22 protein-coding genes are annotated in these 22,204 nt (G+C 66.2%); 10 read left to right on the forward strand and 12 right to left on the reverse strand.

Translation table 11 applies throughout. From position 1 onward, the window contains the following. Positions 1-84: 84 nt before the first annotated feature. The 5 genes from FHS94_RS12430 to FHS94_RS12450 all read right to left on the reverse strand — a co-directional run bounded on the left by FHS94_RS12430 (position 85) and on the right by FHS94_RS12450 (position 3,262). Positions 85-561: a GNAT family N-acetyltransferase gene (locus FHS94_RS12430; RefSeq protein WP_184058297.1), complete on the reverse strand. Its 477-nt coding sequence runs from the start codon at positions 559-561 to the stop codon at positions 85-87. Then, positions 561-1,184, reverse strand: a complete 624-nt coding sequence (tsaB, locus tag FHS94_RS12435) for a tRNA (adenosine(37)-N6)-threonylcarbamoyltransferase complex dimerization subunit type 1 TsaB (RefSeq protein ID WP_184058299.1) — start codon at positions 1,182-1,184, stop codon at positions 561-563. The genes FHS94_RS12430 and tsaB overlap by 1 nt, the downstream gene beginning before the upstream one ends. 34 nt (positions 1,185-1,218) lie before the next feature. Then, entirely contained in the window at positions 1,219-1,809 is a 591-nt protein-coding gene (locus tag FHS94_RS12440; RefSeq protein ID WP_184058301.1) for a malonic semialdehyde reductase, read from the reverse strand. Next, the gene (locus tag FHS94_RS12445; RefSeq protein WP_184058518.1) at positions 1,809-2,381 is read right to left on the reverse strand and encodes a NifU family protein; all 573 of its coding nucleotides are present in this window, start codon (positions 2,379-2,381) and stop codon (positions 1,809-1,811) included. Before FHS94_RS12445 ends, FHS94_RS12440 begins: the two co-directional genes overlap by 1 nt. Positions 2,382-2,473: 92 nt before the next feature. Beyond that, the gene (locus FHS94_RS12450) at positions 2,474-3,262 is read right to left on the reverse strand and encodes an aspartyl/asparaginyl beta-hydroxylase domain-containing protein (RefSeq protein WP_184058303.1); all 789 of its coding nucleotides are present in this window, start codon (positions 3,260-3,262) and stop codon (positions 2,474-2,476) included. Between the two features lie 268 nt (positions 3,263-3,530). Between FHS94_RS12450 and FHS94_RS12455 the strand changes: the two genes are divergently transcribed. Continuing rightward, entirely contained in the window at positions 3,531-6,437 is a 2,907-nt protein-coding gene (locus FHS94_RS12455; protein ID WP_184058305.1) for a M16 family metallopeptidase, read from the forward strand. A 361-nt stretch (positions 6,438-6,798) separates the two neighbouring features. Here the strand turns inward: FHS94_RS12455 and FHS94_RS12460 are convergent, their stop codons facing one another. The 3 genes from FHS94_RS12460 to FHS94_RS12470 are packed head-to-tail and all read right to left on the reverse strand — an operon-like array spanning position 6,799 to position 11,450. Continuing rightward, a complete protein-coding gene (locus FHS94_RS12460) occupies positions 6,799-8,586 on the reverse strand; it encodes an AMP-dependent synthetase/ligase (RefSeq protein ID WP_184058520.1) in 1,788 nt (595 codons plus the stop codon). Between the two features lie 31 nt (positions 8,587-8,617). Beyond that, complete coding sequence (ggt, locus tag FHS94_RS12465) at positions 8,618-10,360, reverse strand: gamma-glutamyltransferase (protein ID WP_425506183.1); 1,743 nt, start codon at positions 10,358-10,360, stop codon at positions 8,618-8,620. 49 nt (positions 10,361-10,409) lie between these two features. After that, positions 10,410-11,450 (reverse strand): quinone-dependent dihydroorotate dehydrogenase, encoded by a 1,041-nt coding sequence (locus tag FHS94_RS12470; protein ID WP_184058307.1) that lies wholly within the window; start codon positions 11,448-11,450, stop codon positions 10,410-10,412. Between the two features lie 137 nt (positions 11,451-11,587). Here FHS94_RS12470 and FHS94_RS12475 point away from each other — a divergent pair, with 137 nt between their 5' ends. The 7 genes from FHS94_RS12475 to FHS94_RS12505 all read left to right on the forward strand — a co-directional run bounded on the left by FHS94_RS12475 (position 11,588) and on the right by FHS94_RS12505 (position 17,459). Beyond that, positions 11,588-12,049: an SUF system Fe-S cluster assembly regulator gene (locus FHS94_RS12475; protein WP_184058308.1), complete on the forward strand. Its 462-nt coding sequence runs from the start codon at positions 11,588-11,590 to the stop codon at positions 12,047-12,049. Beyond that, positions 12,049-13,521, forward strand: a complete 1,473-nt coding sequence (gene sufB / locus FHS94_RS12480; protein ID WP_184058310.1) for a Fe-S cluster assembly protein SufB — start codon at positions 12,049-12,051, stop codon at positions 13,519-13,521. Before FHS94_RS12475 ends, sufB begins: the two co-directional genes overlap by 1 nt. A 76-nt stretch (positions 13,522-13,597) precedes the next feature. Further along, a complete protein-coding gene (gene sufC, locus FHS94_RS12485; protein ID WP_184058312.1) occupies positions 13,598-14,341 on the forward strand; it encodes a Fe-S cluster assembly ATPase SufC in 744 nt (247 codons plus the stop codon). Positions 14,342-14,372: 31 nt separating this feature from the next. Then, positions 14,373-15,446: a SufD family Fe-S cluster assembly protein gene (locus FHS94_RS12490; RefSeq protein WP_184058314.1), complete on the forward strand. Its 1,074-nt coding sequence runs from the start codon at positions 14,373-14,375 to the stop codon at positions 15,444-15,446. Then, positions 15,443-16,657: an aminotransferase class V-fold PLP-dependent enzyme gene (locus FHS94_RS12495; RefSeq protein ID WP_184058316.1), complete on the forward strand. Its 1,215-nt coding sequence runs from the start codon at positions 15,443-15,445 to the stop codon at positions 16,655-16,657. Before FHS94_RS12490 ends, FHS94_RS12495 begins: the two co-directional genes overlap by 4 nt. Beyond that, the gene (locus FHS94_RS12500; RefSeq protein WP_184058318.1) at positions 16,654-17,106 is read left to right on the forward strand and encodes an SUF system Fe-S cluster assembly protein; all 453 of its coding nucleotides are present in this window, start codon (positions 16,654-16,656) and stop codon (positions 17,104-17,106) included. Before FHS94_RS12495 ends, FHS94_RS12500 begins: the two co-directional genes overlap by 4 nt. After that, positions 17,106-17,459 carry a HesB/IscA family protein gene (locus FHS94_RS12505; RefSeq protein ID WP_184058319.1) on the forward strand — a complete coding sequence of 118 codons (354 nt, stop codon included), beginning with the start codon at positions 17,106-17,108 and terminating at the stop codon, positions 17,457-17,459. Before FHS94_RS12500 ends, FHS94_RS12505 begins: the two co-directional genes overlap by 1 nt. A gap of 15 nt (positions 17,460-17,474) precedes the next feature. Here the strand turns inward: FHS94_RS12505 and FHS94_RS12510 are convergent, their stop codons facing one another. The 4 genes from FHS94_RS12510 to FHS94_RS12525 all read right to left on the reverse strand — a co-directional run bounded on the left by FHS94_RS12510 (position 17,475) and on the right by FHS94_RS12525 (position 20,701). Continuing rightward, on the reverse strand, positions 17,475-17,636 hold the full coding sequence (locus FHS94_RS12510) for a hypothetical protein (RefSeq protein ID WP_184058321.1): 162 nt from the start codon (positions 17,634-17,636) through the stop codon (positions 17,475-17,477). A 153-nt stretch (positions 17,637-17,789) separates the two neighbouring features. Further along, positions 17,790-18,485, reverse strand: coding sequence for a response regulator transcription factor CtrA (gene ctrA, locus FHS94_RS12515; protein ID WP_184058323.1), 696 nt, complete (start codon positions 18,483-18,485; stop codon positions 17,790-17,792). A gap of 128 nt (positions 18,486-18,613) precedes the next feature. Further along, positions 18,614-19,708 (reverse strand): AI-2E family transporter, encoded by a 1,095-nt coding sequence (locus tag FHS94_RS12520; protein WP_184058325.1) that lies wholly within the window; start codon positions 19,706-19,708, stop codon positions 18,614-18,616. Between the two features lie 54 nt (positions 19,709-19,762). Next, positions 19,763-20,701: a LysR family transcriptional regulator gene (locus FHS94_RS12525; RefSeq protein ID WP_184058327.1), complete on the reverse strand. Its 939-nt coding sequence runs from the start codon at positions 20,699-20,701 to the stop codon at positions 19,763-19,765. Between the two features lie 96 nt (positions 20,702-20,797). Between FHS94_RS12525 and FHS94_RS12530 the strand changes: the two genes are divergently transcribed. Both FHS94_RS12530 and wrbA read left to right on the forward strand, forming a co-directional pair. After that, entirely contained in the window at positions 20,798-21,526 is a 729-nt protein-coding gene (locus tag FHS94_RS12530; RefSeq protein ID WP_184058329.1) for a pirin family protein, read from the forward strand. Positions 21,527-21,541: 15 nt separating this feature from the next. Beyond that, positions 21,542-22,144 (forward strand): NAD(P)H:quinone oxidoreductase, encoded by a 603-nt coding sequence (gene wrbA / locus FHS94_RS12535; protein ID WP_184058331.1) that lies wholly within the window; start codon positions 21,542-21,544, stop codon positions 22,142-22,144. The last annotated feature ends 60 nt before the right edge of the window (positions 22,145-22,204 follow it).

The raw sequence follows: 22,204 nt of genomic DNA on the forward strand, positions 1-22,204 counted from the left end.
TGATCGATTAACGTCCTGCAAAATCACGTATGAAATTCGCTATCACTGTTGCCCGGCGCAGATGCAACCCAATGTCCGAGATCATCATTTCTCTGGTGAGAAGCGGCGATAGCTGTGCGCATCGTGTGCAGTTCCGGTGACTGAGCGATAATAGCCGCGACGTTCGCCAACCTTGTGGAACCCGTTCTGTGCGTAAAGCCGACCTGCTTCGTTGCCCGCGCGTACTTCCAAGTGCATGATTTTCGTGCCGGATTGTTCAACGTCCGCAATCGCGGCGCGTAGCAAGGCGCCGCCGATCCCCTGTCGGCGAAAATCAGGCGCCACCGCCAGCAACAGCAATTCCGCCTCGTCCAGCACGGTTCGGACGAGCGCAAAACCGGCTGGAACGTTGTCAATAAAGGCCAGGGTGAGGCGCACTCCCGGCATGGCGAGCACCCCCAGAACCTGTCCGTGCGTCCAGGCTTCGCCAAAGCGAGGGTCGAAGCTTGCGGCCATCAGCGCATCCACGGCCGCGATATCGCGAGAAGCCCCGGGGCGCAGCGTGACCTGGCGAGTCGCCATCAGCGTACCGCGGGCACCTTGGCATCCGGCGCGCGCCCATAAAGCGGGCGCGGCGAAAGGGCGCGGGCTGCAACGGGCAAGAGCACCGCATCGCCGGCATCGGGCCAGCTGTCCTCACCCACCAGGCCGGGGTCGAGTGCCCGCAACGGCGCCAGGCCGGAACCCGCCGCCGGTCGCCCGTCCAAGGCGGCCAGCGTCGCCGCTGGCGGGCGGGACGCGAGCGTGTCGAGTGGCTGAAGATCGGACGCGAAAGTCTGCATGAACAATTCGCCATGCCCACCTTCCAGCACGGCGGCAAGCGCGGGCGCGCCCGTGCGGTTCAGGGCGGCGGCCGCGATCAGGGCGACCGATGAGTACCCCGAAACCGGGACGTTCCAGCCTAATGCCAGGCCCCGCGCCGCTGCCAGGCCGACACGGATCCCGGTGAAGCTGCCGGGGCCGCAATCCACCAGGATTCGGTCGGCCCGCCCACCGCCCGGCAATTCGGCAATCATGGGGACCAGTCGCTCGGCGTGCCCGCGTCCGACGACCTGATGGTTTCGCGCAATCACCTGGCCTTTGTCGATCAAGGCGACCGAGCAGGCGGCAGTGGCGGTGTCAATCACCAGGGTCAGCCCCGGCATGCCTGCCGGGTCACTACCCTCGGTCGCAATCCCCTCAAGCAATCCGGTTGAACTTCTCGAACGCGGGACGTGGCAGGCGTTCGTGGAGCGTGCTCACGTCACCATGGCCCAGCGTGGAAATGAAGTTGGCATGGACCGAAGGCTGATCGGCAAAGAACGCCTTGTCCACCGCGCCGGCGTCGAACCCGGACATGGGGCCGGTGCCAAGGCCCAGCGCTCGCGCGGCCATGATGAAGTACGCGCCCTGCAACGTCGAATTGCGGAATGCGGATGCCTGGCGCAGCTCGGCGTTACCGGTGAACCAGCTCTTCGCGTCGACGTGCGGGAACAACTCGGGGAGGTATTCATGGAACTCGGTGTCCATGCCGATCACGACGCTGACAGGCGCGGCCAGGATCTTTTCGCCATTGGTGCCGGTAGCACAGGCGGCAAGCTTTGCCTTCGACTCCTGGCTGACGCACCAGACCAGTCGCGCCGGCATCTGGTTGGCGCTGGTCGGCGCCATTTTCATCAAGTCCCAGATCGCATGGAGGTCACTCTCCGCGACCGGTTCGTCCGTGTAGTGATTGAAGGTACGTGCTTCGCGAAACAGCTGATCCAGCGCCTGGTCGTTGATCGCCGGCATCAAACCGCCCTCACTTCGGTGACTTCCGGGACATAATAGCGCAGCAGCTGTTCGATCCCGTTCTTCAGTGTGGCGGTCGAGGACGGGCAGCCGGCGCAGGCGCCGTGCATGCGCAGGAAGACCTTGCCCTTGTCGAACCCGCGATAAACGATGTCGCCGCCGTCGTTGGCCACGGCCGGACGCACGCGGGTGTCGATCAACTCGCGGATCTGGGCCACGATCTCCGCATCGGCGGGATCGTCGGTGATGCCATCATCCTCGGTCGGAACGCTGAACCCGGCTGCGGCCGGGCGGAATAGCGGCATCTGCGCGGTGAAATGATCGAGCAGGATGGCAAGCACGTCCGGCTTCAGGTCACGCCAGTCGGTGCCGGGCGCCGCGGTCACGGACACGAAGTCGCGGCCGAAGAACACGCCCGTCACGTCGCCCAGCGCAAAGATCGCCTCGGCGAGCGGGCTCGCTTCGGCCTCCTCGGGGGTGGCGAAGTCGCGCGTGCCGGCGCCCATGACGGTTCGGCCCGGCAGGAATTTCAGTGTTGCCGGGTTGGGCGTGGATTCTGTCTCGATCAGCATGGCTGCCATGTGGCGTCCCCGCGCGGGGGGATCAAGCACGTCGAGGGAAACGATCCCTTTCGCCCGAACAAGCCGGCCGAAGCCGCTCGACCTCAGTAATCGAGCTGCTTTACCGCCTGATTCCAGCTGTCGATGTTGTCGCGCGCTTCCTGCACAAAGGCCGATCGCTTGACGAAGCCCATGAAGAACTCGGCGAACCACCTGCCCGGCTGTCGCAGCGGCCGCTCGAACTGGATCAACAGCACGACTCGCGTGGATCCGGTGTCGTTCCACACCTCGTGCTGATAGGTGTCGTCGAACACCAGCGTTTCGCCCTCCGCCCAGCGGACGACGCGGTCATGGACGCGCATCCGGACGTCGCCGTCACGCGGCACGATCAGGCCTAGGTGACAGGTGATCAGCCCCTTGGTGACACCGCGGTGATCGGGAATGTGAGTGCCGGGCGCCAGGATCGAGAAAAAGGCGCTATTGAGGCCGGGGATCTGCTCCACCAGGGCAGTCGTGCGCGGGCACCGATCGGCATTGTCGTCGATGCGATAACCATAGCCCCACAGGAAGAATGACCGCCACTTGTTCACCTCCGCGATTGAGCGGTGGTCGGGGGAAATGGTGGCAAGGCTAGGCGCTGCCTCGCCGCGAAGCGCGACCGCCCGCGCTTCGTCGCGAATCGCTTCCCAATTTTCCCGCAACATCTGCGTCCACGGGAAGGCGCGCACATCCAGCACCGGGTCGTTCGGAACCACCGAGGACGACGCGATCAGCTTGTCGAAGATGCCGCGGAGGTGCTTGCCGATCGTGATGATCAGGGGGCGCCCACGCTCCGCCTCCATTCGGGCGCCGGGCACGGGAGCGCCGGAGATCACGTTTAGGTCGGGAACCATCCCGGGCTGCGCCGGACCATTCGCTAGTGGATCCCGCCGTCGATCAGCGGCCATCTGGCCCAGCATATTCGCACCGCTCGTCATACGTTCAATGCCCTGCGACCGAACCATGCGCCGTCGACGCGCTGGACCGGCGGTTCGGCCGGTCCATGGCATGGGTGGTAGCCCGCATCTGGGTCGAAAAGATGGCAGGCGGCGACAGGCCGGATCGTAATCAGCCACCGTCTGATCGCTGGCGGGGAAGCGCCGGGGCCGCTATGGCGAGGACATGCCGTTTTCCTCGCGCGCGTTGCGTTTCGTTCTTCTCCTTCCCCTGCTGGCTCAGCCGCTCGCCGCCCAGCGCGTCGCGCCTGCTGCGCCCGCGCGAGCCACCGCGGCAGCTCCGGTCGCGATCGACCGGACGCCCTGGCTCTACAAGGGCAGCGACATCACGCCCGATCCGGCGTGGCAGTTCGGCACGCTTCCCAACGGCGTGCGCCTTGCCGTGCGGCGGAACGGGGTGCCGCCGGGGCAGGTTGCGATACGCGTGCGGGTCGATGCCGGCTCCTTGTTCGAAAAGGACAGCGAGCGCGGGTTCGCCCACTTCATCGAGCATCTGACATTCCGCGGGTCGCAGTTCGTGCCCGATGGCGAGGCCAAGCGCATCTGGCAGCGGATGGGCACGACCTTCGGCTCCGACACCAATGCGTCCACCACGCCAACCCAGACGGTGTACAAGCTCGACCTGCCGGGCGCGACAGAAGCGAATGTCGGCGAAAGCCTGAAGATCCTGTCGGGCATGATCGCTGCCCCGGCCATCATACCGGCAGCCGTGAATGCGGAGCGACCGGTTGTATTGGCCGAGCGGCGCGAGCAGCCCGGGCCCCAGGTACGGATCGGCGACCTGATCCGCGGCACCTTTTTTGCCGGGCAGCCGCTTGCCGATCGCTCACCGATAGGCACGGTGGAAACCTTGACGGCCGGGACCGCCGACACGATTCGCGCCTTTCACGATCGCTGGTATCGGCCGGAGCGGACCACCGTGATCATATCGGGCGACATGGACCCAGAGGTCGCGATGCGGCTGGTGGCGCAGCATTTTTCCGGCTGGAAGGGCATCGGCACGGCCCCGGCCGAGCCAGATTTCGGCAAGCCCGATCCCAGCAAGCCCGTGTCGGCTACCCTGGTCGAACCGGGCGTGCCGGTACTTGTGGCGATGAGCGTGCTGCGCCCGTGGCACTTCAACAACGACACGGTCATCTTCAACCAGAAGCGGCTGGTGGATACGCTGGCGACCCGGCTGATCAGCCGGCGGCTGGAGCAGCGCGCGCGGGCAGGGGGCAGTTTCCTGCAGGCGGGCGTCGACCTCGACGACGTTTCCCGCTCGGCCAACGTCACCTCCGTCAACGTGGTGCCGGTCGGGGACGATTGGGAAGCAGCGCTGCGCGACGTGCGGGCGGTGATCGCCGATGCAATGGCGAGCCCGCCGAGCCAGGCGGAGGTCGATCGCGAATATGCCGACTACGACACTGCGATGCGGACGGGCGTGGAAACCGCGCGGGTGGAGGCTGGCGCCAAGCAGGCCGACGACATGGCGCAGGCCTTGGATATTCGCGAAACCACGACCAGCCCTCAGACCAGTTATGAGATCCTGAAGGACGCACGCGCCAAGGGGATGTTCACCCCTGAAACGCTTCTCGCCTCCACCCGGCGCATCTTCCAGGGCGACGCCACCCGCGTCGTTGCCAACCTTCATGCCGCAGACCCGGCGGCACCCGCAAAGCTTGCGGCGGCGTTAAAAGCCGATGTGTCGGGCCTGGCCGGCAAACGTCGTGCGCAGGCGGCGGTGACGTTCGACAAGCTGCCCGCGCTTGGCCGTCCCGCGACGGTCACCGCGCGCGAGAAGATCGCGCAGCTTGAGATGGAGCAGGTGACCTTCTCCAACGGCGTTCGCCTGCTGATGTACCCGAACGCGTCCGAATCGGGGCGTGTCTATGTGCGCGTGCGCTTTGGCGGCGGCTGGAACGCGGTGCCTGCCGACCGGACAACGCCGGCCTGGTCGGGTGAGCTGGCGCTGGTGGCGAGCGGGATCGGTTCGTTGAACCAAGGCGACCTCGACCAGCTAACTGCCGGTCGTCGCCTGGGCCTCGATTTCGACATGGGCGATGACGCGTTGTCGCTTGGGGCGATCACGTCGCCTGCCGACTACCCCGACGAATTGCGACTGATCGCCGCGAAATTGCAGGCCCCGGCCTGGGACCCGGCACCGGTTGCGCGGGCGAAGGCGGTGGCGCTGGCAGGCTATTCGGGGCTGGAAGCCTCGCCGGACGGAGTCCTCTCCCGCGATCTCGAAGGATTGCTGCGCGCGGATGATCCGCGTTGGAAGACGCCCAGCCGCGAGGACGTGAACAAGCTTACCCCGGCGGAGTTCAAGCGCTTCTGGGCGCCGCGGCTGGCGTCCGGGCCGATCGAGGTGTCGATCTTCGGGGAGGTGAAGCCGGACGACGCGATCGCGGCGGTCGCGCGCACTCTGGGCACCTTGCCGCCGCGCAAGGGCGCGACAGGCCCGGCGGCTCCCGTCCGCTTCCCTGCGCACAACGCCCGGCCCGTCATCCGCACCCATAGCGGCCCCGATACCCAGGCTGCGGCGGTGATCGCCTGGCCCACCGGCTCAGGAGTGACGGCGATTGCCGAGTCGCGGCGGCTCGATGTGCTCGCCCAGGTCTTTTCCGATCGCCTGTTCGAGCGGCTGCGCAACGAGGCGGGGGCGAGCTATAGTCCCAGCGTCGCCAGTCAATGGCCGCTGGGCCTGACGGGGGGCGGCCGGCTGGTCGCGATCGGGCAGCTGTCGCCCGACAAGGTCGACTTCTTCTTCCGCCTGTCGCGGGAGATCGCGGCGGATCTGGCCGCGCGTCCGGTGGGCGAGGACGAATTGCGCCGGGTGCTGGTGCCGATGGGGCAGCAGTTCCTGCGGGCATCGACCGGCAACCTGTTCTGGTTGCGCCAACTGAGCGGGGCGACCTTCGACCCGCGTTTGTATGACGCAACCCGGTCTTATCCGAGCGACCTGGTCGCGGTGACGCCCGCTATTCTTCAGGAAACGGCGCGCAAGTACCTCCGGCCCGACACAGACTGGACCATGGCCGTATTGCCGCGGGACAAGGGCTCCGCGACGGCGCCGTCGTCGGCCCGCTGACGGGTCACGGCTCCGGGGCTGCCACACTGGGCGGCTCCCGAGTTGGAGCAATCTAAAAAACGGAAACGCGCGGGGGAGAGCAGGCTGTGTGCCGCTCAATCCCCCGCCATCGTCCGGCCGGTGCCGGTCTTACCGGCGGCTCCGCTCCTGCACGCATTTATGTTCTCGGCAGGACGATGGCGTACCGCTACGCCGGACCGGGAACAAAAAAAAGGCCGGTCAAAGACCGGCCGTAAAAGTTTTTAGGAGAGGATGCCTGAAAGGCACACCCCTTTTGCAGCGCAGCAATGGTTATCGCAAGTGCAACATATGCCGCTGCGATTGCAGTTTCTGCATCTGAGAACGTTCACAGTCGAGGTTTTCAGCTATGATACAGCGCATTCAGCCGTTCCTGGTACACACTGCGCAGCACGTGGCGACGGATTTTTAGGCTCGGCGTCAGCTGGCCATTGTCGATGGTGAACGGCTCGTCAGCCAGGATAAAGCGTCGGACCCGTTCGATCTGCGACAGGTCCTTGTTCACCCGCTCAACCGCCTGCCCTATCGCAGTGCGGTATGCGCTGTTCTGCGAAAGCGATTCGGCGCGACAGGGTGATCCGTTCGCCGCGCACCATTCCTGCGTCCATTCGGGATCGGGCACGATCACCGCGACCATGTAAGGTCGGCGGTCGCCGATGATCATCGCCTGGACGATCTCGGGCCGGAGGGTCAGCATGCCCTCCACTTTCTGGGGCGCGATGTTGTCGCCCTTGTCGTTGATGATCAGGTCCTTCTTGCGATCGGTGATCCTGATCCGCCCGGCCTCGTCGAATTCGCCGACGTCCCCGGTATGAAGCCACCCGCCCTGGAGGACCCGCGCGCTTTCCGCGTCGTTGCGCCAATAGCCCTTCATCACCAGCTCGCCGCGTACCAGGATCTCCCCATCCTCAGCGATTCGGACCTCCGTATCGAGCAGGGGCGGGCCCACCGTGTCCATGCGGATGCCGGCGGATGGGCGGTTGCAGGCGATCACCGGCGCCGCTTCGGTCTGGCCATAGCCTTGCAACAGCGTAAGGCCGATCGAATGGAAGAACACGCCGATTTCCGGGTTCAGCGGCGCCCCGCCCGATACCATCGCCTTTAGCCGCCCGCCAAAGCGCGCCGCCATCTTGGGCTTGAACAGCATGTCCACAACAAGGCGCATCGGCCGGTCGGTCCAGCGCAGTTGCCCGCTGTAATCCTTGGCACCGATGTCGAGCCCGCGGGACAACAGGCGCGCGGCAAGCCCGCCCTGCTTCTCGACCGCCTTGGTGATGCGGGTGCGCAGCACCTCGAACAGGCGCGGCACGACGACCATGATGGTCGGGCGAACCTCTTCGATGTTGGAGGCGAGCTTCTCGAGCCCTTCGGCGTAAAAGATCTGCCCGCCGAGCCCGATTGGCAGATACTGCCCGCCGGTATGTTCATAGGCGTGGCTGAGCGGCAGGAAGGACAGGAATACCTCGTCCCCCCAGCCGAAATCCTCGGCGATGACCGCCAGGCACCCGGCGACGTTATGCAGGATGGCGCCGTGGTGCTGCATCACGCCCCGCGGCGCGCCGCCCGTGCCCGAAGTATAGATGATGCAGGCAAGGTCCTGCCGCGTAAAGGTTGCGCCGGCGGCCACGGCGGCGGATTCGGCAGGGTGCGCGTCGATCAGCCCATGCCAATCGTGGAAAGTGAGCGCGCCCGTGGGCACCCGCATCTCGTCCATGCCGATCACCGTGTGGGTCTGGTTCGACTTCAATACGGCAGGCAACAGGGTGCGGGCGAGCTTCTGTGTCGACACGATGATCGCGCACGCGCCGGAGTTCTCGATGATGTGCGCGTGGTCGCGTTCGGTGTTGGTGGTGTAGGTCGGGACCGTGACCAGCCCCGCCGCCATGATGGCAAGGTCGCTGATCGCCCATTCCGGCCGGTTCTCCGACACCAACATCACGCGGTCGCCGGGTGTTAGGCCTATGGCCCGCAACGCCGTGGAAAGGCCCGCAACCTGGCGCGCCGCCTGCGCCCAGCTGATCGATTGCCACTGCCCGTTCTTCTTGCTCCACAGGAACGGCGCATCGCCCCGCTCCAAGGCCCGCGCGAAGAACATCGACACCAGATTGGGGAAGTGCTCGAACTGCCGCAATTGTCTCTCCTGCTTGTCCGGCTTTTGCCGGTTATTCGGGCGGTTGGCCGGGCTTGGCCCCGACACGTTTTAATCTCGTTATGCTGCCATCCTCGCCCATCGCGACGCCCTCGCTTCGTGGGTCGGCGGCGCCGATCCAGCGGCCGTCCTTCCATTCGATCGCGTTTGCTTTCAGGCCGAGCGGCGTCACGGTCACCTTGTCGCCAATCGCACGCATGCCGGCGACCACGGCCTCCCGGTCGGTGCCCTGTTCGACCACCACCGGGCCCGGCGCGAAGACCAGTCCGGTTGCGATCGCATCCTGCGCGCTCATGCCCCAGTCGACTACCCCGACGATCGCCTTGGCGACCTGGGCGATGATGGTCGGCCCGCCCGCCGCACCGACGGCCAGCCGGACCCGGCCGTCCGGACCATAAACGATCGTCGGTGCCATGGAGGAACGCGGCCGCTTGCCGCCCTCCACCCGGTTGGCGGCCAGAGCGCCGTCCTTGTCGGGCACGATGTCGAAGTCGGTCAGCTGGTTGTTGAGCACGGTGCCGTCGACCGACAGGCCCGATCCGAACACGCCCTCGACCGTGGTCGTCACCTCCACCACGTTTCCGCGACGGTCGACGACGGCGAGGTCGGTGGTGCCGGCAACCTCCCTTGCCGGCACGGACATGCGCGGCGGAGCGCCCGCGGGCTGACCGGCGGTCACGGTGTCAATCGCGCGGGTGGGGGAGATCAGCGCCGACCGCCTGGCGAGATAGGCGGGGTCAAGCAGCCCGGTGACCGGAACGCTCACGTAATCGGGATCGCCAACGTACAGGTCGCGATCGGCATAGGCGAGGCGTGAGGATTCGGCGAACAGGTGCCACGCGACGGGCGACGCGCTGCCCAGGCGCGCCATGTCGAACCGTTCCAGTTGCTTCAGGATCATCAGGACGGTGATGCCGCCGGATGAGGGCGGCCCCATGCCGCAGACCTTGTGGGCGCGGTAGGTCAGGCAGATCGGCGGACGCGCCTTCGCATGATAGCTGGCGAGATCACCCGTCGTCATCGCGGACGGATTGCGCCACGCGGTGTTGACGGTCGTGACCAGCTTTTGCGCCTGCGGGCCGACATAGAAGCTGTCGGCGCCAAGCTTTGCCAGTCGCTCCATCAGGGCAGCCTGGGCAGGGTTGCGAACCAGGCTTCCGGCGGGCAGCGTTTCGCCGTTCGGGCCGGAGAAGATTGCGCGCGTCTCGGGCGTGATATGCCGGCCATTCTGGGCCAGGGCGTTGACGAAACGCGGGGTCAGCCGCCAGCCGTCGCGGGCAAGGCGGATGGCGGGATCGAACAACCGCGCCCAGGGCAGCTTGCCCGCCTGTTGATGGGCGAGGGCCATGCCGCGCAACGCGCCGGGCACCCCGACGCTGCGCCCGCCCGGCACTGCGTCGGCATGTCTGAGCGGCGTGCCGGCGGCGGTGTAGAACCAGCGCGGGCCGGCGGCGGCAGGCGCCGTCTCGCGCGCGTCGATGGTGGCGAACCTGCCGCGCCCGTCGTGGCGCACCCAGAAGCTGCCACCGCCCATCCCGGAGCTTTGGGGCTCCACAACCCCCAGCGCGAGCATGGTCGCGATGGCGGCGTCGGTGGCGCTACCGCCTGCGCGCAGGATCTCCACGCCCGCAGCGGCGGCGCGCGGATCAGCGGCGCTGACCATGCCAGGAACGGTACGCGGGGCAGGGCGGCGGGCCTCGGCGGGAAGGGCAGTCAGCGCAGCAGCGGCGCACAACAGGGCAGTAATCGTCCTCATCGCGGCGAACCGTAGCGGCAAGCGATCGACGTGCAAGCTGCGGAACGGGTCAGTTGGTGCCCACCACCTCAGCGACATTGGCGTGGCCATCACGGGAGAGCAGCGCGTCGAGATCGCGCACGATCCGCCACACCAGCCCCGGCCCGCCAAAAGCCAGTGCGGTATAAAGCTGCACCAGGCTTGCCCCGCTACGCAGCCGCGCATAGGCCTCCGCCGCGTCGCCGATCCCGCCCGCGGCCACGAGCGGCAGCGCTCCCCCGGTCGCCGTGCGAAAGTCGCGAAGGCGCTGGTGGGCAAGCGGCGCTAGGGGCCGCCCCGAAAGGCCACCGGTCTCCGCTGCCGCCGGGGAGGTCAGGCCCGCCGGGCGCGACACCGTGGTATTGCCGATCACCAGTGCGCCGATCCGCGCGTCCATGCTCGCGCGCGCCACGCCGTCGAGCGTCGCCGGATCGAGATCGGGCGCGACCTTCAGGAACAAGGGTGTTGTGCCCCGCGCCTCGTTGCACGCGGCCAGCAGCTCGGCGAGTGCCGTCCCTTGCTGCAGATCGCGCAGGCCCGGGGTGTTGGGCGACGAGATGTTGATCGCGACGTAATCGGCACAACCCGTGCTCACCGCCGCTTCCACGCCAGCGTGATAGTCAGCGACACGGTCGGTCGCGTCCTTGTTGGCGCCGACGTTGATCCCAAGCGGTCCACGCCGCCGCGTTGTTGCCGCGCGTGCAACGCCCGCGGCGAGCCCTTGGTTGTTGAAGCCATATCGGTTCACCACCGCCCCGTCGTCGGGCAGGCGGAACAGGCGCGGGCGCGGGTTGCCGGGCTGGGGCAGGGGCGTCAGCGTTCCCACCTCCACCGCGCCCGCGCCAAGGGCGAACAGGCCGGAGGCGCCACGCGCATCCTTGTCCAGCCCGGCCGCGATGCCGACGGGGTTGGGGAAGCTCAGCCCCGCCACCGTGGTGACCAGGCGTGGGAAGCGGGCAGGGTTGCGGCCGCCGGGCGTCCCCAGCGCTCCCCAGCCAGCCAGTGCCTTGATGGCGAGTTCATGGGCGCGTTCGGGATCGAGGCGCTGGAGGAACAAGGACGAAAGCGTCATGTTCGGCGCATCGCACCCGCGCCGGTGCCTGTCAAAATGACGTAAATCGCGCCGATTGCCCGGTTGACGCGACGGGCCCGAAGGACCATCTGCCAATCGGACCGAACTGGTCCGATTTGAGAGTTGTTCGCAACAACATGCGCCTGTCTTCGCTAGCCGATTATGCCGTGGTCATGCTGACCGCCGCCGCCCGCTCCTGTGGCACGGCGCGGCTCAACGCGACCCTGCTCGCCGAGCAGACCGGCGTACCGCTGCCGACCGCGCAAAAGCTGGTCAGCCGCTTGTCCGCCGCGGGCCTGCTGGAAAGCGCGCGGGGCACGGGCGGCGGGGTTCGCCTGTCGCGACCGCCCTCGGCTATCACGCTCGCCGACATCATCGAGGCAGTGGAAGGGCCGATCGCGCTTACCACCTGTGTCGACCTGGAGCGCCACGACTGCGCGCTCGACGGCCACTGCCAGGTCAAGCCGCATTGGGGCATCGTCAACGAAGCGGTGCGCGGTGCGCTCGCTTCGGTCAGCCTTGCCCGGCTCGCTTCGCTTCCTTCTTCCGATCACCGCGCCGCTATGCCCGTCATGGCTGTTGCCGAGGTATTGAACTGATGGCCACCAAGAACGCAGAGGCCTATGCGGCCGTCTCCAAGAAGTACGAGTGGGGCTTTGCCACCGACATCGAACAGGACTTCGCGCCCAAGGGGCTGAGCGAGGACACCGTTCGCTATATCAGCGCCAAGAAGAACGAGCCCGAATGGATGCTCGACTGGCGGCTGAAGGCGTTCCGCTTGTGGCTGACCATGGAAGCGCCCGACTGGTCGAAGCTGAACATCCCGCCGATCGACTACCAGGACGCGTATTATTACGCGGAGCCCAAGGCCAAGGCGACCATCGCGAGCCTGGACGAGCTAGACCCGGAAATTCGCCGGACTTACGAGAAGCTCGGCATCCCGATCGAGGAGCAGAAGCTGCTCGCCAATGTTGAGGGCGCCGAGCCGCCGCGTCGCGTCGCGGTCGATGCGGTGTTCGACAGCGTTTCGGTCGCGACCACCTTTCGCGCGGAACTGGAGCGCGCGGGCGTGATCTTCCGGTCGATCAGCGAAGCGATCCGCGAATATCCCGACCTCGTCCGCAAATGGCTGGGCAAGGTTGTGCCGCAGCGCGACAACTATTTCGCAACGCTCAACAGCGCGGTCTTTTCGGACGGTACGTTTGTCTACATTCCGGAAGGCGTGCGCTGCCCGATGGAGCTGTCGACCTATTTCCGTATCAATGCGGAAAATACCGGCCAGTTCGAGCGCACGTTGATCGTCGCCGACAAGGGCAGCTATGTCAGCTACCTCGAAGGCTGCACCGCGCCGATGCGTGACGAGAACCAGCTCCACGCCGCGGTGGTAGAGCTGGTCGCGCTGGACGATGCCGAGATCAAATACTCGACCGTCCAGAACTGGTATCCGGGTGACGAGAACGGTGTCGGCGGCATCTACAATTTCGTCACCAAGCGCGCGCTTTGTCAGGGCCGGAACAGCAAGGTCAGCTGGACGCAGGTTGAGACCGGTTCCGCGATCACCTGGAAATATCCCAGCTGCGTGCTGGCGGGCGATAACAGCGTGGGCGAGTTCTACTCGGTCGCGGTGACGAACAATCGCCAGCAGGCCGATACCGGCACCAAGATGATCCACCTCGGCAAGAACACGAAATCGACCATCGTGTCCAAGGGGATCAGCGCCGGGCGGTCTGACAACACTTATCGTGGGCTGGTGCGCGTCGCGCCGACGGCGGAGGGCGTGCGCAACTTCACCCAGTGCGACAGCCTTTTGCTGGGCGACCAGTGCGGCGCGCATACGGTGCCGTATATCGAGGTGCGCAATCCCTCGGCCCAGATCGAGCACGAAGCGACCACGTCCAAGATTAGCGAGGACCAGCTTTTCTACGCGATGAGCCGCGGTCTGGATCAGGAGGCAGCCGTCGCGCTGATCGTCAATGGCTTCGCGCGTGAAGTACTGCAGCAGCTCCCCATGGAGTTCGCGGTCGAGGCGCAGAAATTGCTGGGGATCAGTCTCGAGGGCAGCGTCGGCTGATCTGCCACACCCCGGCCAGGTGCCGGGACCAAACCACAACGGTCGGGACGTGATCCCGGCCAACGCCGGGATGACGATGTTAGTTATTGAAAACCTCCACGCCGAGATTGACGGCAAGCCGATCCTCAAGGGCCTCTCGCTGTCCGTGAACGCGGGCGAGGTGCATGCGATCATGGGGCCGAACGGGGCCGGCAAGTCGACGCTGGGCTATGTCCTGGGCGGACGCCCCGGCTATGAGGTGACCGACGGGTCGGTCACGTTCGCCGGTCAGGACCTGCTCGAGCTTGCGCCGCATGAGCGCGCAGCGGCCGGCCTGTTCCTCGGTTTCCAGTACCCGGTCGAGATTCCCGGCGTCTCCAACGTCCAGTTCCTGCGCGAGGCGCTAAACGCGCAACGCGCCAGCCGCGAGGAAAAGGCGCTGTCGGGCGCGGAGTTCCTGAAGCTCGCGCGTGAGGAAGCGCGCAAGCTCGACATGGATGCCGAGATGCTGAAGCGCCCGGTCAATGTCGGCTTTTCCGGCGGTGAGAAGAAGCGGAACGAGATGGTGCAGATGGGCATCGTCAACCCGAAGTTCGCGATCCTCGACGAAACCGACTCCGGTCTCGACATCGACGCGCTGCGGATCGTTGGCGACGGCATCAACCGCATCATGCGGGCCCCGGAGAAGGCGGTGCTGCTGATCACCCACTACCAGCGCCTGCTCGACTATGTGCAGCCCGACTTCGTGCATGTTCTGGCCGACGGCCGCATCACCCGGTCGGGCGGGGCGGAGCTCGCCCACCAGCTCGAGCGTGAGGGCTACGCGGAGATCGCGGCGTGACCCTTTCGCGCCCTTTTGCGGGGGAACGCTGATGCCGTTGATCGATCTTCCGTCCACTCGCGCCGAGGCCTGGCGCTGGGCCGATCTTGGCGCGCTGTCCGCGGCGGCGGCGCTGGCACCGATCGCGCGGGCTGGGCACGAACCGCATTTCCTCGACCTGCCGGGCGCGCGATTGCTGTTCGTCAACGGTGTGCTGGACGAGGCGCATTCGGTGCTCGATCAGGTTTCGCTCGGGCACCTGAGGGGCGGGGAGCATGCGCTGGGTGGCCGCGCGACGGGGATAGGCTGGTCGTTGCGGCTGGATGCGGACGCCGCTGCTGATCCCGTGCAGGTCGTTCATATCGCGACAGGTGGCGAGAACCACCTGCCAGCGGAGATCGTCCTTGCCGACAATGCGGTTGCGCAGGTCGTCGAAACCTTTGTCGGCGCTGGCTGGTCCAATCGCGTGACGCGGATCGAGCTTGGCAGCGCGGCCCGGCTCGGTCGCGCGGTGCGGCTGATCCAGGAAGGCGGCTTCACCAGCCTGCGTGACGAAGCGCAGCTTGGCACCGGCGCCAGCCTTGTGTCCACGTTCCTGGGCGCAGGCACCGCGGGCACCCGCATCGACGGCGCGGTTGTTGTCGGGGAGAGCGGTTATGCGGAAGTCGGCGGTGCGCTGCTGACCGCGGGCGAACAGCGGCAGGAATGCGCGGTGCGTGTCCGCCATGCCGAACCGAACGGGCAATCGCACCAGCTATGGCGTGCGGTTGCGGCCGACACCTCCGTCGCGAGCCTTGCTGCCGCGGTAGAGGTTGCGCGCCACGCGCAGAAGACCGACGGCGAGCAATCGCTGCGCGGACTGTTGCTGCAGCGCACCGCGACCGTCAACCTGAAGCCCGAGCTTGAGATCTTCGCCGACGACGTGAAGTGCGCCCATGGCGCCACGGTCGGCGAGCTCGACGGTCGTGCGCTGTTCTACATGCAGTCGCGCGGTATCCCGCGTCCCCGCGCGCAGGCGCTGCTGACCCGCGCTTTCGTGGCCGACGCGCTGGATCGGATCGGGAACGAGGGCGTCCGTGATGCCTTCGCCGCCGATGCGGACGCCTGGCTGGAACGGACGCTATGATCCTGGGCCTCGACACCCGGCCGCTAGATGTGGTTGCCGACTTTCCGGCAATCCCTGATGGGTGGGCGTATCTCGACACCGCCGCGACGGCGCAAAAGCCGCAGGTCGTGGTGGACGCGATCGCGCGAGCCTATGGCGAAACCTACGCCACCGTTCACCGCGGCGTGTACCAGCGCTCCGCCGACATGACGCTGGCGTTTGAGGCGGCGCGGCGGCGGGTGGCGCGCTTCATTGGCGCCGAATCCGAGAACGAAGTGGTGTTCGTCCGCGGCGCGACGGAGGCGATCAACCTCGTGGCGCAATGCTGGGCCGCGACGCAGCTGAGGGCGGGTGACCGCATCCTGTTGTCGATGCTGGAGCATCACAGCAACATCGTGCCCTGGCAGATGGCGGCCGAACGTGTTGGAGCGGCCATCGACGTGGTGCCGCTGACCGCGGACGGCCAGATCGATCTGGGCGCTGCCGAGGCGATGATCCGGCCCGAGCACAAGCTGGTCGCCTTTGCGCACGTGTCCAACGTCCTGGGCTCGGTCCTGGACGCCGAGCGCGCCGTGCGGATCGCCCATGCGGTCGGGGCGAAGATCCTGATCGACGGGTGTCAGTCCGTGCCGCGTTTGCCGGTCGACGTGGCAGCGCTTGGCTGCGACTTCTACGTCTTCTCCGCGCACAAGCTTTATGGCCCGACCGGGTTCGGTGTGCTGTGGGGCCGGGCCGAACTGCTGGACGCGATGCCGCCATGGCAGGGCGGCGGGTCGATGATCGACAAGGTGACATGGGAGCGGACCACTTATGCCCCGGCGCCTGGACGCTTTGAGGCGGGAACGCCCCACGTTATCGGCGCGCTCGGCCTCCATGCCGCGATCGACTATGTCGACGCGATCGGCCTGCCGGCGATCCATGCTCATGAAACGGCACTGGTGACGCAGGCGCGCGAAGCGTTGCGCGGCATCAACTCGGTGCGGCTGCTTGGCCCTGAAAACTCGGCCGGTATCGTCAGTTTCATGGTGGAGGGGGTGCATCCGCACGACGTCGCCACCATCTTGGACGAGGGCCGCGTGGCGGTCCGTGCCGGCCACCATTGCGCACAGCCGTTGATGACGGCCCTGGGCGTCGAGGCGACCGCGCGGGCAAGCTTCGGGGTATATAACGGCCCGGCGGACATCGACGCGCTGGTGAAGGGCGTCGAGCGGGTATCGAGGATTTTCGGATGAGCTATGAAGTCGAAGAGGTGGAGGGCGTCGCGCCGCCGCCCAAGGCGCGTGTCGAGGGCGTCGGCGAGACGTTGGAGCGCAAGCGCGACTATCTGGACGGCTTTCTGTCGCAAAAGCCGCAAGGCGTGGCACCCGGAGAGCCTGGTGGCGACCTGTATGAGGGCGTGATCGGCGTTCTCAAGGAGATCTATGACCCCGAGATCCCGGTCAACATCTATGACCTGGGCCTGATCTATGGCGTCGAAGTGACCGACGAAGGCCATGCCACCGTCAGCATGACGCTGACGACGCCGAATTGCCCCGTTGCCGAATCGATGCCGGCGGAGGTGGAGCTGCGGGTCGGATCGGTGCCCGGCATCGCGATTGCAGACGTCAATCTGGTCTGGGACCCGCCCTGGGATCCGCAGAAGATGTCCGACGATGCCAAGCTAGAACTGGGAATGCTGTGATGGCGACCACGCTCCGGCCGCGGCCAGCGGCGCTAAACCTGACACCTTCGGCCCATGCGCGGATCGCGGACCTGATGAGCAAGGCGCCGGCCGACGCGATCGGGGTCAAGCTTTCCACCCCGCGCCGCGGCTGTTCGGGGCTCGCCTATTCGGTTGATTATGTCACCGAGGCAAAACCGTTCGACGAACGGATCGACACGCCCGGCGGCACGCTGTTCGTCGACGGGGGATCGATCCTGTACCTGATCGGGTCGACCATGAATTGGGTCGAGGACGATTTCACCGCCGGGTTCGTGTTCAACAACCCGAATGCGAAGGGCAGCTGCGGCTGCGGTGAAAGCTTCACCGTCTAGCCGCAGGCTGGCCGCTTACTCGTCCGACTCCGGCGTAAAGCTGCCCGCAAGGTCCAGGTAGCGCTCGGCGAGCTCGACATGGGCCTGCACGGCCGGGGTAGAGGTAGATCGCTGTGCCGCTTCAATTTCGGCTTCGGCGCGGTGGTAGAAATATTCCTGCTCGGTATCGTCGTTCATGGCCCTCTTCCTGCCCGCCGAAGTGGCTCGCAGGGGCACCTAGTTCAATGATCCAAGTGAGGCTGCTGCGACGAACCGATACGTGGCCACGATTTCTCACGCGATGGACACGGGCCACATAGCGGCCAGTTGCACAGCAGTAATCTCAGCTTGTCAGGCGACCGCGACGGCGTCCTCTGGCTCGCGCAGCACATAGCCGCGGCCCCAGACCGTTTCGATGTAGTTCTCGCCTTCGCAGGCCAGGCTCAGCTTCTTGCGAAGCTTGCAGATGAACACGTCGATGATCTTGAGTTCAGGCTCGTCCATGCCACCATAAAGATGGTTCAGGAACATTTCCTTGGTCAGCGTTGTGCCCTTGCGGAGCGACAGCAGCTCCAGCATCGCATATTCCTTGCCGGTCAGGTGGACGCGGGCGCTATCGACCTCGACGGTCTTGGCATCCAGGTTCACCGACAGCTTGCCGGTACGGATGACCGACTGCGAATGGCCCTTGGAACGGCGCACCACCGCGTGAATCCGGGCAACCAGCTCTTCACGGTGGAACGGCTTGGTGACGTAGTCGTCAGCGCCGAAGCCGAACGAGCGGACCTTGGAGTCCATTTCGTTGATGCCCGACAGGATCAGCACCGGCGTGGTGACCCGCGCAACACGCAGTCTTTTGAGCACGTCATAGCCGTGCATGTCGGGCAGGTTCAGGTCGAGCAGGATGATGTCGTAATCATACAGCTTGCCAAGGTCCAAACCCTCCTCGCCAAGGTCGGTGTTGTAGACGTTGAAGCCTTCGGTCGTGAGCATGAGCTCAATCGCCTTGGCGGTTGTCGGCTCGTCCTCGATCAGCAGTACGCGCATCAGGTAAACCCCCGTTTCCGGCCCCCCGCATTCCCGGCGCGGTAACCAGACCAGATCCATTAACTATGCAAGTTCTGAAGGCAAAAGGTTAATTTAGCGCTAACCCCGGGTATCGAAACCAGAACTGGTCATGTGCTGGATGGCGGCGGGGACGGAGGTGCAGGCCGGCGCGACAATAACGTCTGGTGCTCTGCCCGCGGTATTGGCTCGCCCAACACTTCGCGCAGGTACAGCGAGCGGACCAGCGTGAACAGGACAACCAGCAGGGCCGCCGAAAAGAACAGCCCGAACAGGCCGAAGACATAGCCGACGCCGATTATCACGAACAGGGTCATGGCCGGCGGGATCGAGACGACCCGGCTGGTCACATAGGGCGTGATCAGGTTCGACTGAACCAGCCGAACCACGGCGTAGGTAACCAGCGTACCGATGATCGGGCCGGTCCCCTTGGTCGCGGCCAGGCCCAGCGCGGGCAGCATTGCCGCGGTCGGGCCGATATACGGGATGAATTCGGACAGCCCCGCCAACAGGCCCAGCGCCGCGGCGGATGGCACGTTCGCGATCCATAGGCCGAGGCCGACCAGCACGCCCATGGTGGTCATCTGGATCAACTGCGCGCGAAGCCACAGCCGCAACGTGGAGGCGACGTCGAATAGCGCGTCCTCAAAGGCGGGGCGCTTGGAGGGCGGGATCAGCAGCAGGAACCCGCGCTCATACACCTTCGGATCGGCGGCGAAGAACAGGGCGCCGACCAGCAGCAACAGCGCGTTGAGAACAAGCTCGCCCGCCCCCTCCACCAGCCCCGACAGATCCTGCGCGGCGCGGCTACCGGCATAAGCTGCCCGGACCGCGTCCACGATCTTCGCACCAACGGGCGATGCGGAAAGCCAGGCCGCGAACTGGTTGATCAGTACCGGTGCGCGGGTGACCAGAACCTCCACCTGCTCGCGAAAGGCGACGCCGAACAGCCAGACCAGGAAGGCGATGATTGCCAGCGCCGTCGCCATGCCAAGCGCCAGCGCCGGCTTGGCCGACAGCCGCAGCTTCTCGCGGTAAAGGTCGGCGAGCGCATGGATCGCGATGGCGCCCAGCATCGATCCAAAGGCCAGGATCAACAGGTCGCCCGCCCGGACCAGCGCCGCGACAACTGCCGCAATGACAATCAGGATCACGGTGCGCCGGATGAACCGCGCATCGTCGGCGTCGGGTGAAAGCCGGCTCATCCGAGCGGCGTCGCTCGTCCACGAAGGTTTTTGGTAGATCGCGTTTCGAGCCGGTCAGCCATTCGCCCGTCGTGGCACATCAACGGCCAGTAGGACAGCGGCACATGGATCGCGCAGATTGGCGGCGAGAAACGCGATCAACGCTTCCACGCGTGCCGGCCGCAGCGTGCTGGGCGGGGTCAACAGATGCAGCCCGATCGGCGGGGGCGTCCAGTCGGGCAGGATCGCCACCAGCTCGCCCGATGCCAGGTGGGGGCCGACGATGAAGCCCGGCAGCCGCGCGATGCCCAGCCCGGCGATCAGCGCAGGCACCAGCGCGTCGCCGCTGTTCGCGGTGAGCGGCCCAACTGCGCGCACCGATGCCTCCGCGCCGCCTGGACCCCGAAAGTGCCAGGGTCCGGTCGCGTTCGAGTAGCCCAGCAACCGGTGCTCGCCCAGCTCGACCGGATGGCGGGGCGTGCCATGGCGGGCAAGATAGGCGGGAGAGGCGGCGATATGCACCTCGATCCCGCACAGACGCCGCGCGCGCAGGCTGCTGTCGGGCAGGTCGGCGATGCGCAGGGCAATATCGAACCCTTCCGCAACGATATCCACCCTGGCGTCGGACAGGCTCAGGTCGATCTCTATCCCGGGATGGTCGGCCAGAAATTGCGCCAGCAGCGGTGCAACGCTGGTGACGCCGAAGCTCATCGGCGCAGCGAGGCGGATGCGGCCGGCGAACGCACTCGCGGCGTCGCGCGCCGCCTCCTCTGCGGCGGTCGCTTCGGCAAGGATGCGGCGAGCGTGGTCGGCAAGCGGCCGCCCCGCTTCCGTCAACGCCAGCCGACGCGAGGTGCGGTGGAACAGTGATTGTCCCAGATGCGCCTCGAGCCGCGCCACAGCTTTGGAAACAGTGGCCTTGCTGAGGCCAACCGCGTCGGCCGCACCGCTGAAGGAGCGATGTTCAACCACGGCGGCGAAGATGGCCCAGGCTTCGAGATCGGGCAAACGCATCGGGCGAGACTAAGCGGAGAAACGATCGGTTTCCAGCGTTTCCGTTTACGCGCCGCTCGCGTCGCCTATCTTGTCGGCAACACAGGAGATGCTCCGATGACCACCGACACGGGCACTATAACCAGAGGCGTTGAGCGGCGCGCGTTCGACACGCTGGGCCATGCCAATCATGGCTGGCTGGACGCGCGGCACCATTTTTCATTCGCAGACTATCACGATCCAGAACGCATGGGCTGGGGTTCGATCCGTGTCTGGAACGACGACGCGATCGCCGCCAATTCCGGCTTCCCGCCGCACCCCCACCGCGACATGGAAATCATCACCTATGTCCGCGAAGGCGCGATCACGCACCAGGACTCGATGGGGAACACCGGTCGCACGCAGGCCGGCGACATTCAGGTGATGAGCGCAGGAACGGGGGTCCGCCATGCCGAATACAATCTGGAGCCGGGCACGACCCGCATCTTCCAGATCTGGATCGAGCCGCGCCGTATGGGCGGGGCACCCACCTGGGGCGCGCAGCCGTTCCCGCGTGATGAACGCGCAGGGCGGCTGGTGACACTGGCATCCGGCTTCGCCGAGGACACGGACGCGCTGCCCATCCGCGCCGATGCTCGCGTCATGGGCGCGACGCTCAAGGCGGGTGAAAGCGTGACCCACGGCATCGGCGAGGGTCGCCATGCTTACCTGGTGCCTGCGACGGGCACGCTGGACATCAACGGTGAGCGGATCGGCACGCGCGATGGCGCGGCGCTGGCAGGCGGCCAAGCGGTGGTGATCACCGCAATCGAAGATGCCGAGATCATTCTGGTCGACGCGGCGTAAAAGGAGAAGGTGAGAATGACCAAGGTTCTGGTGCTATACTATTCGTCCTACGGCCATCTGGAGACGCTGGCCGACTCGATCGCAGAGGGCGCCCGCTCGGCAGGAGCGGAGGTGGACGTGTTCCGCGTGCCCGAAACCGCCCCGCAGGCGGTGGTGGAGGCCGCTCACTTCAAGACCGATAGCTCGCACGCGGTGATCGATGGCCCTGACAGGCTTGCCGATTATGACGCGATCGTGGTCGGCGCACCGACCCGCTTTGGCCGGATGCCGAGCCAGATGGCAGCCTTTTGGGACACCACCGGACCACTCTGGGCCAAGGGCGCGCTCGTCGGGAAGGTGGGCGCGGCGTTCACCTCGACAGCAACGCAGCATGGCGGGCAGGAGACGACCCTGTTCTCCATCCTCACCAACCTGTTGCACCATGGCATGACCATTGTCGGGCTCGATTACGGGTTCGAAGGCCATGCGGGCGAGGGTGAGGCGCATGGCGCGACCCCCTATGGCGCGAGCACGATTGCGGGCCAGACCGGCCAGCGCCAGCCGAGCCAGGTCGAACTGGACGGCGCGCGATACCAGGGCGCTCGTGTAGCCAGGCTGGCGGCCAAGATCGCCGCATGATGAATGGGCACCGTCACGCATGCTGCGTGGCGGTGCCGTGCCACTGCCGAACCGGCGTTA

Origin of the sequence: Sphingomonas aerophila (genome assembly GCF_014199305.1) — a bacterium.
Lineage (GTDB): Bacteria > Pseudomonadota > Alphaproteobacteria > Sphingomonadales > Sphingomonadaceae > Sphingomonas > Sphingomonas aerophila.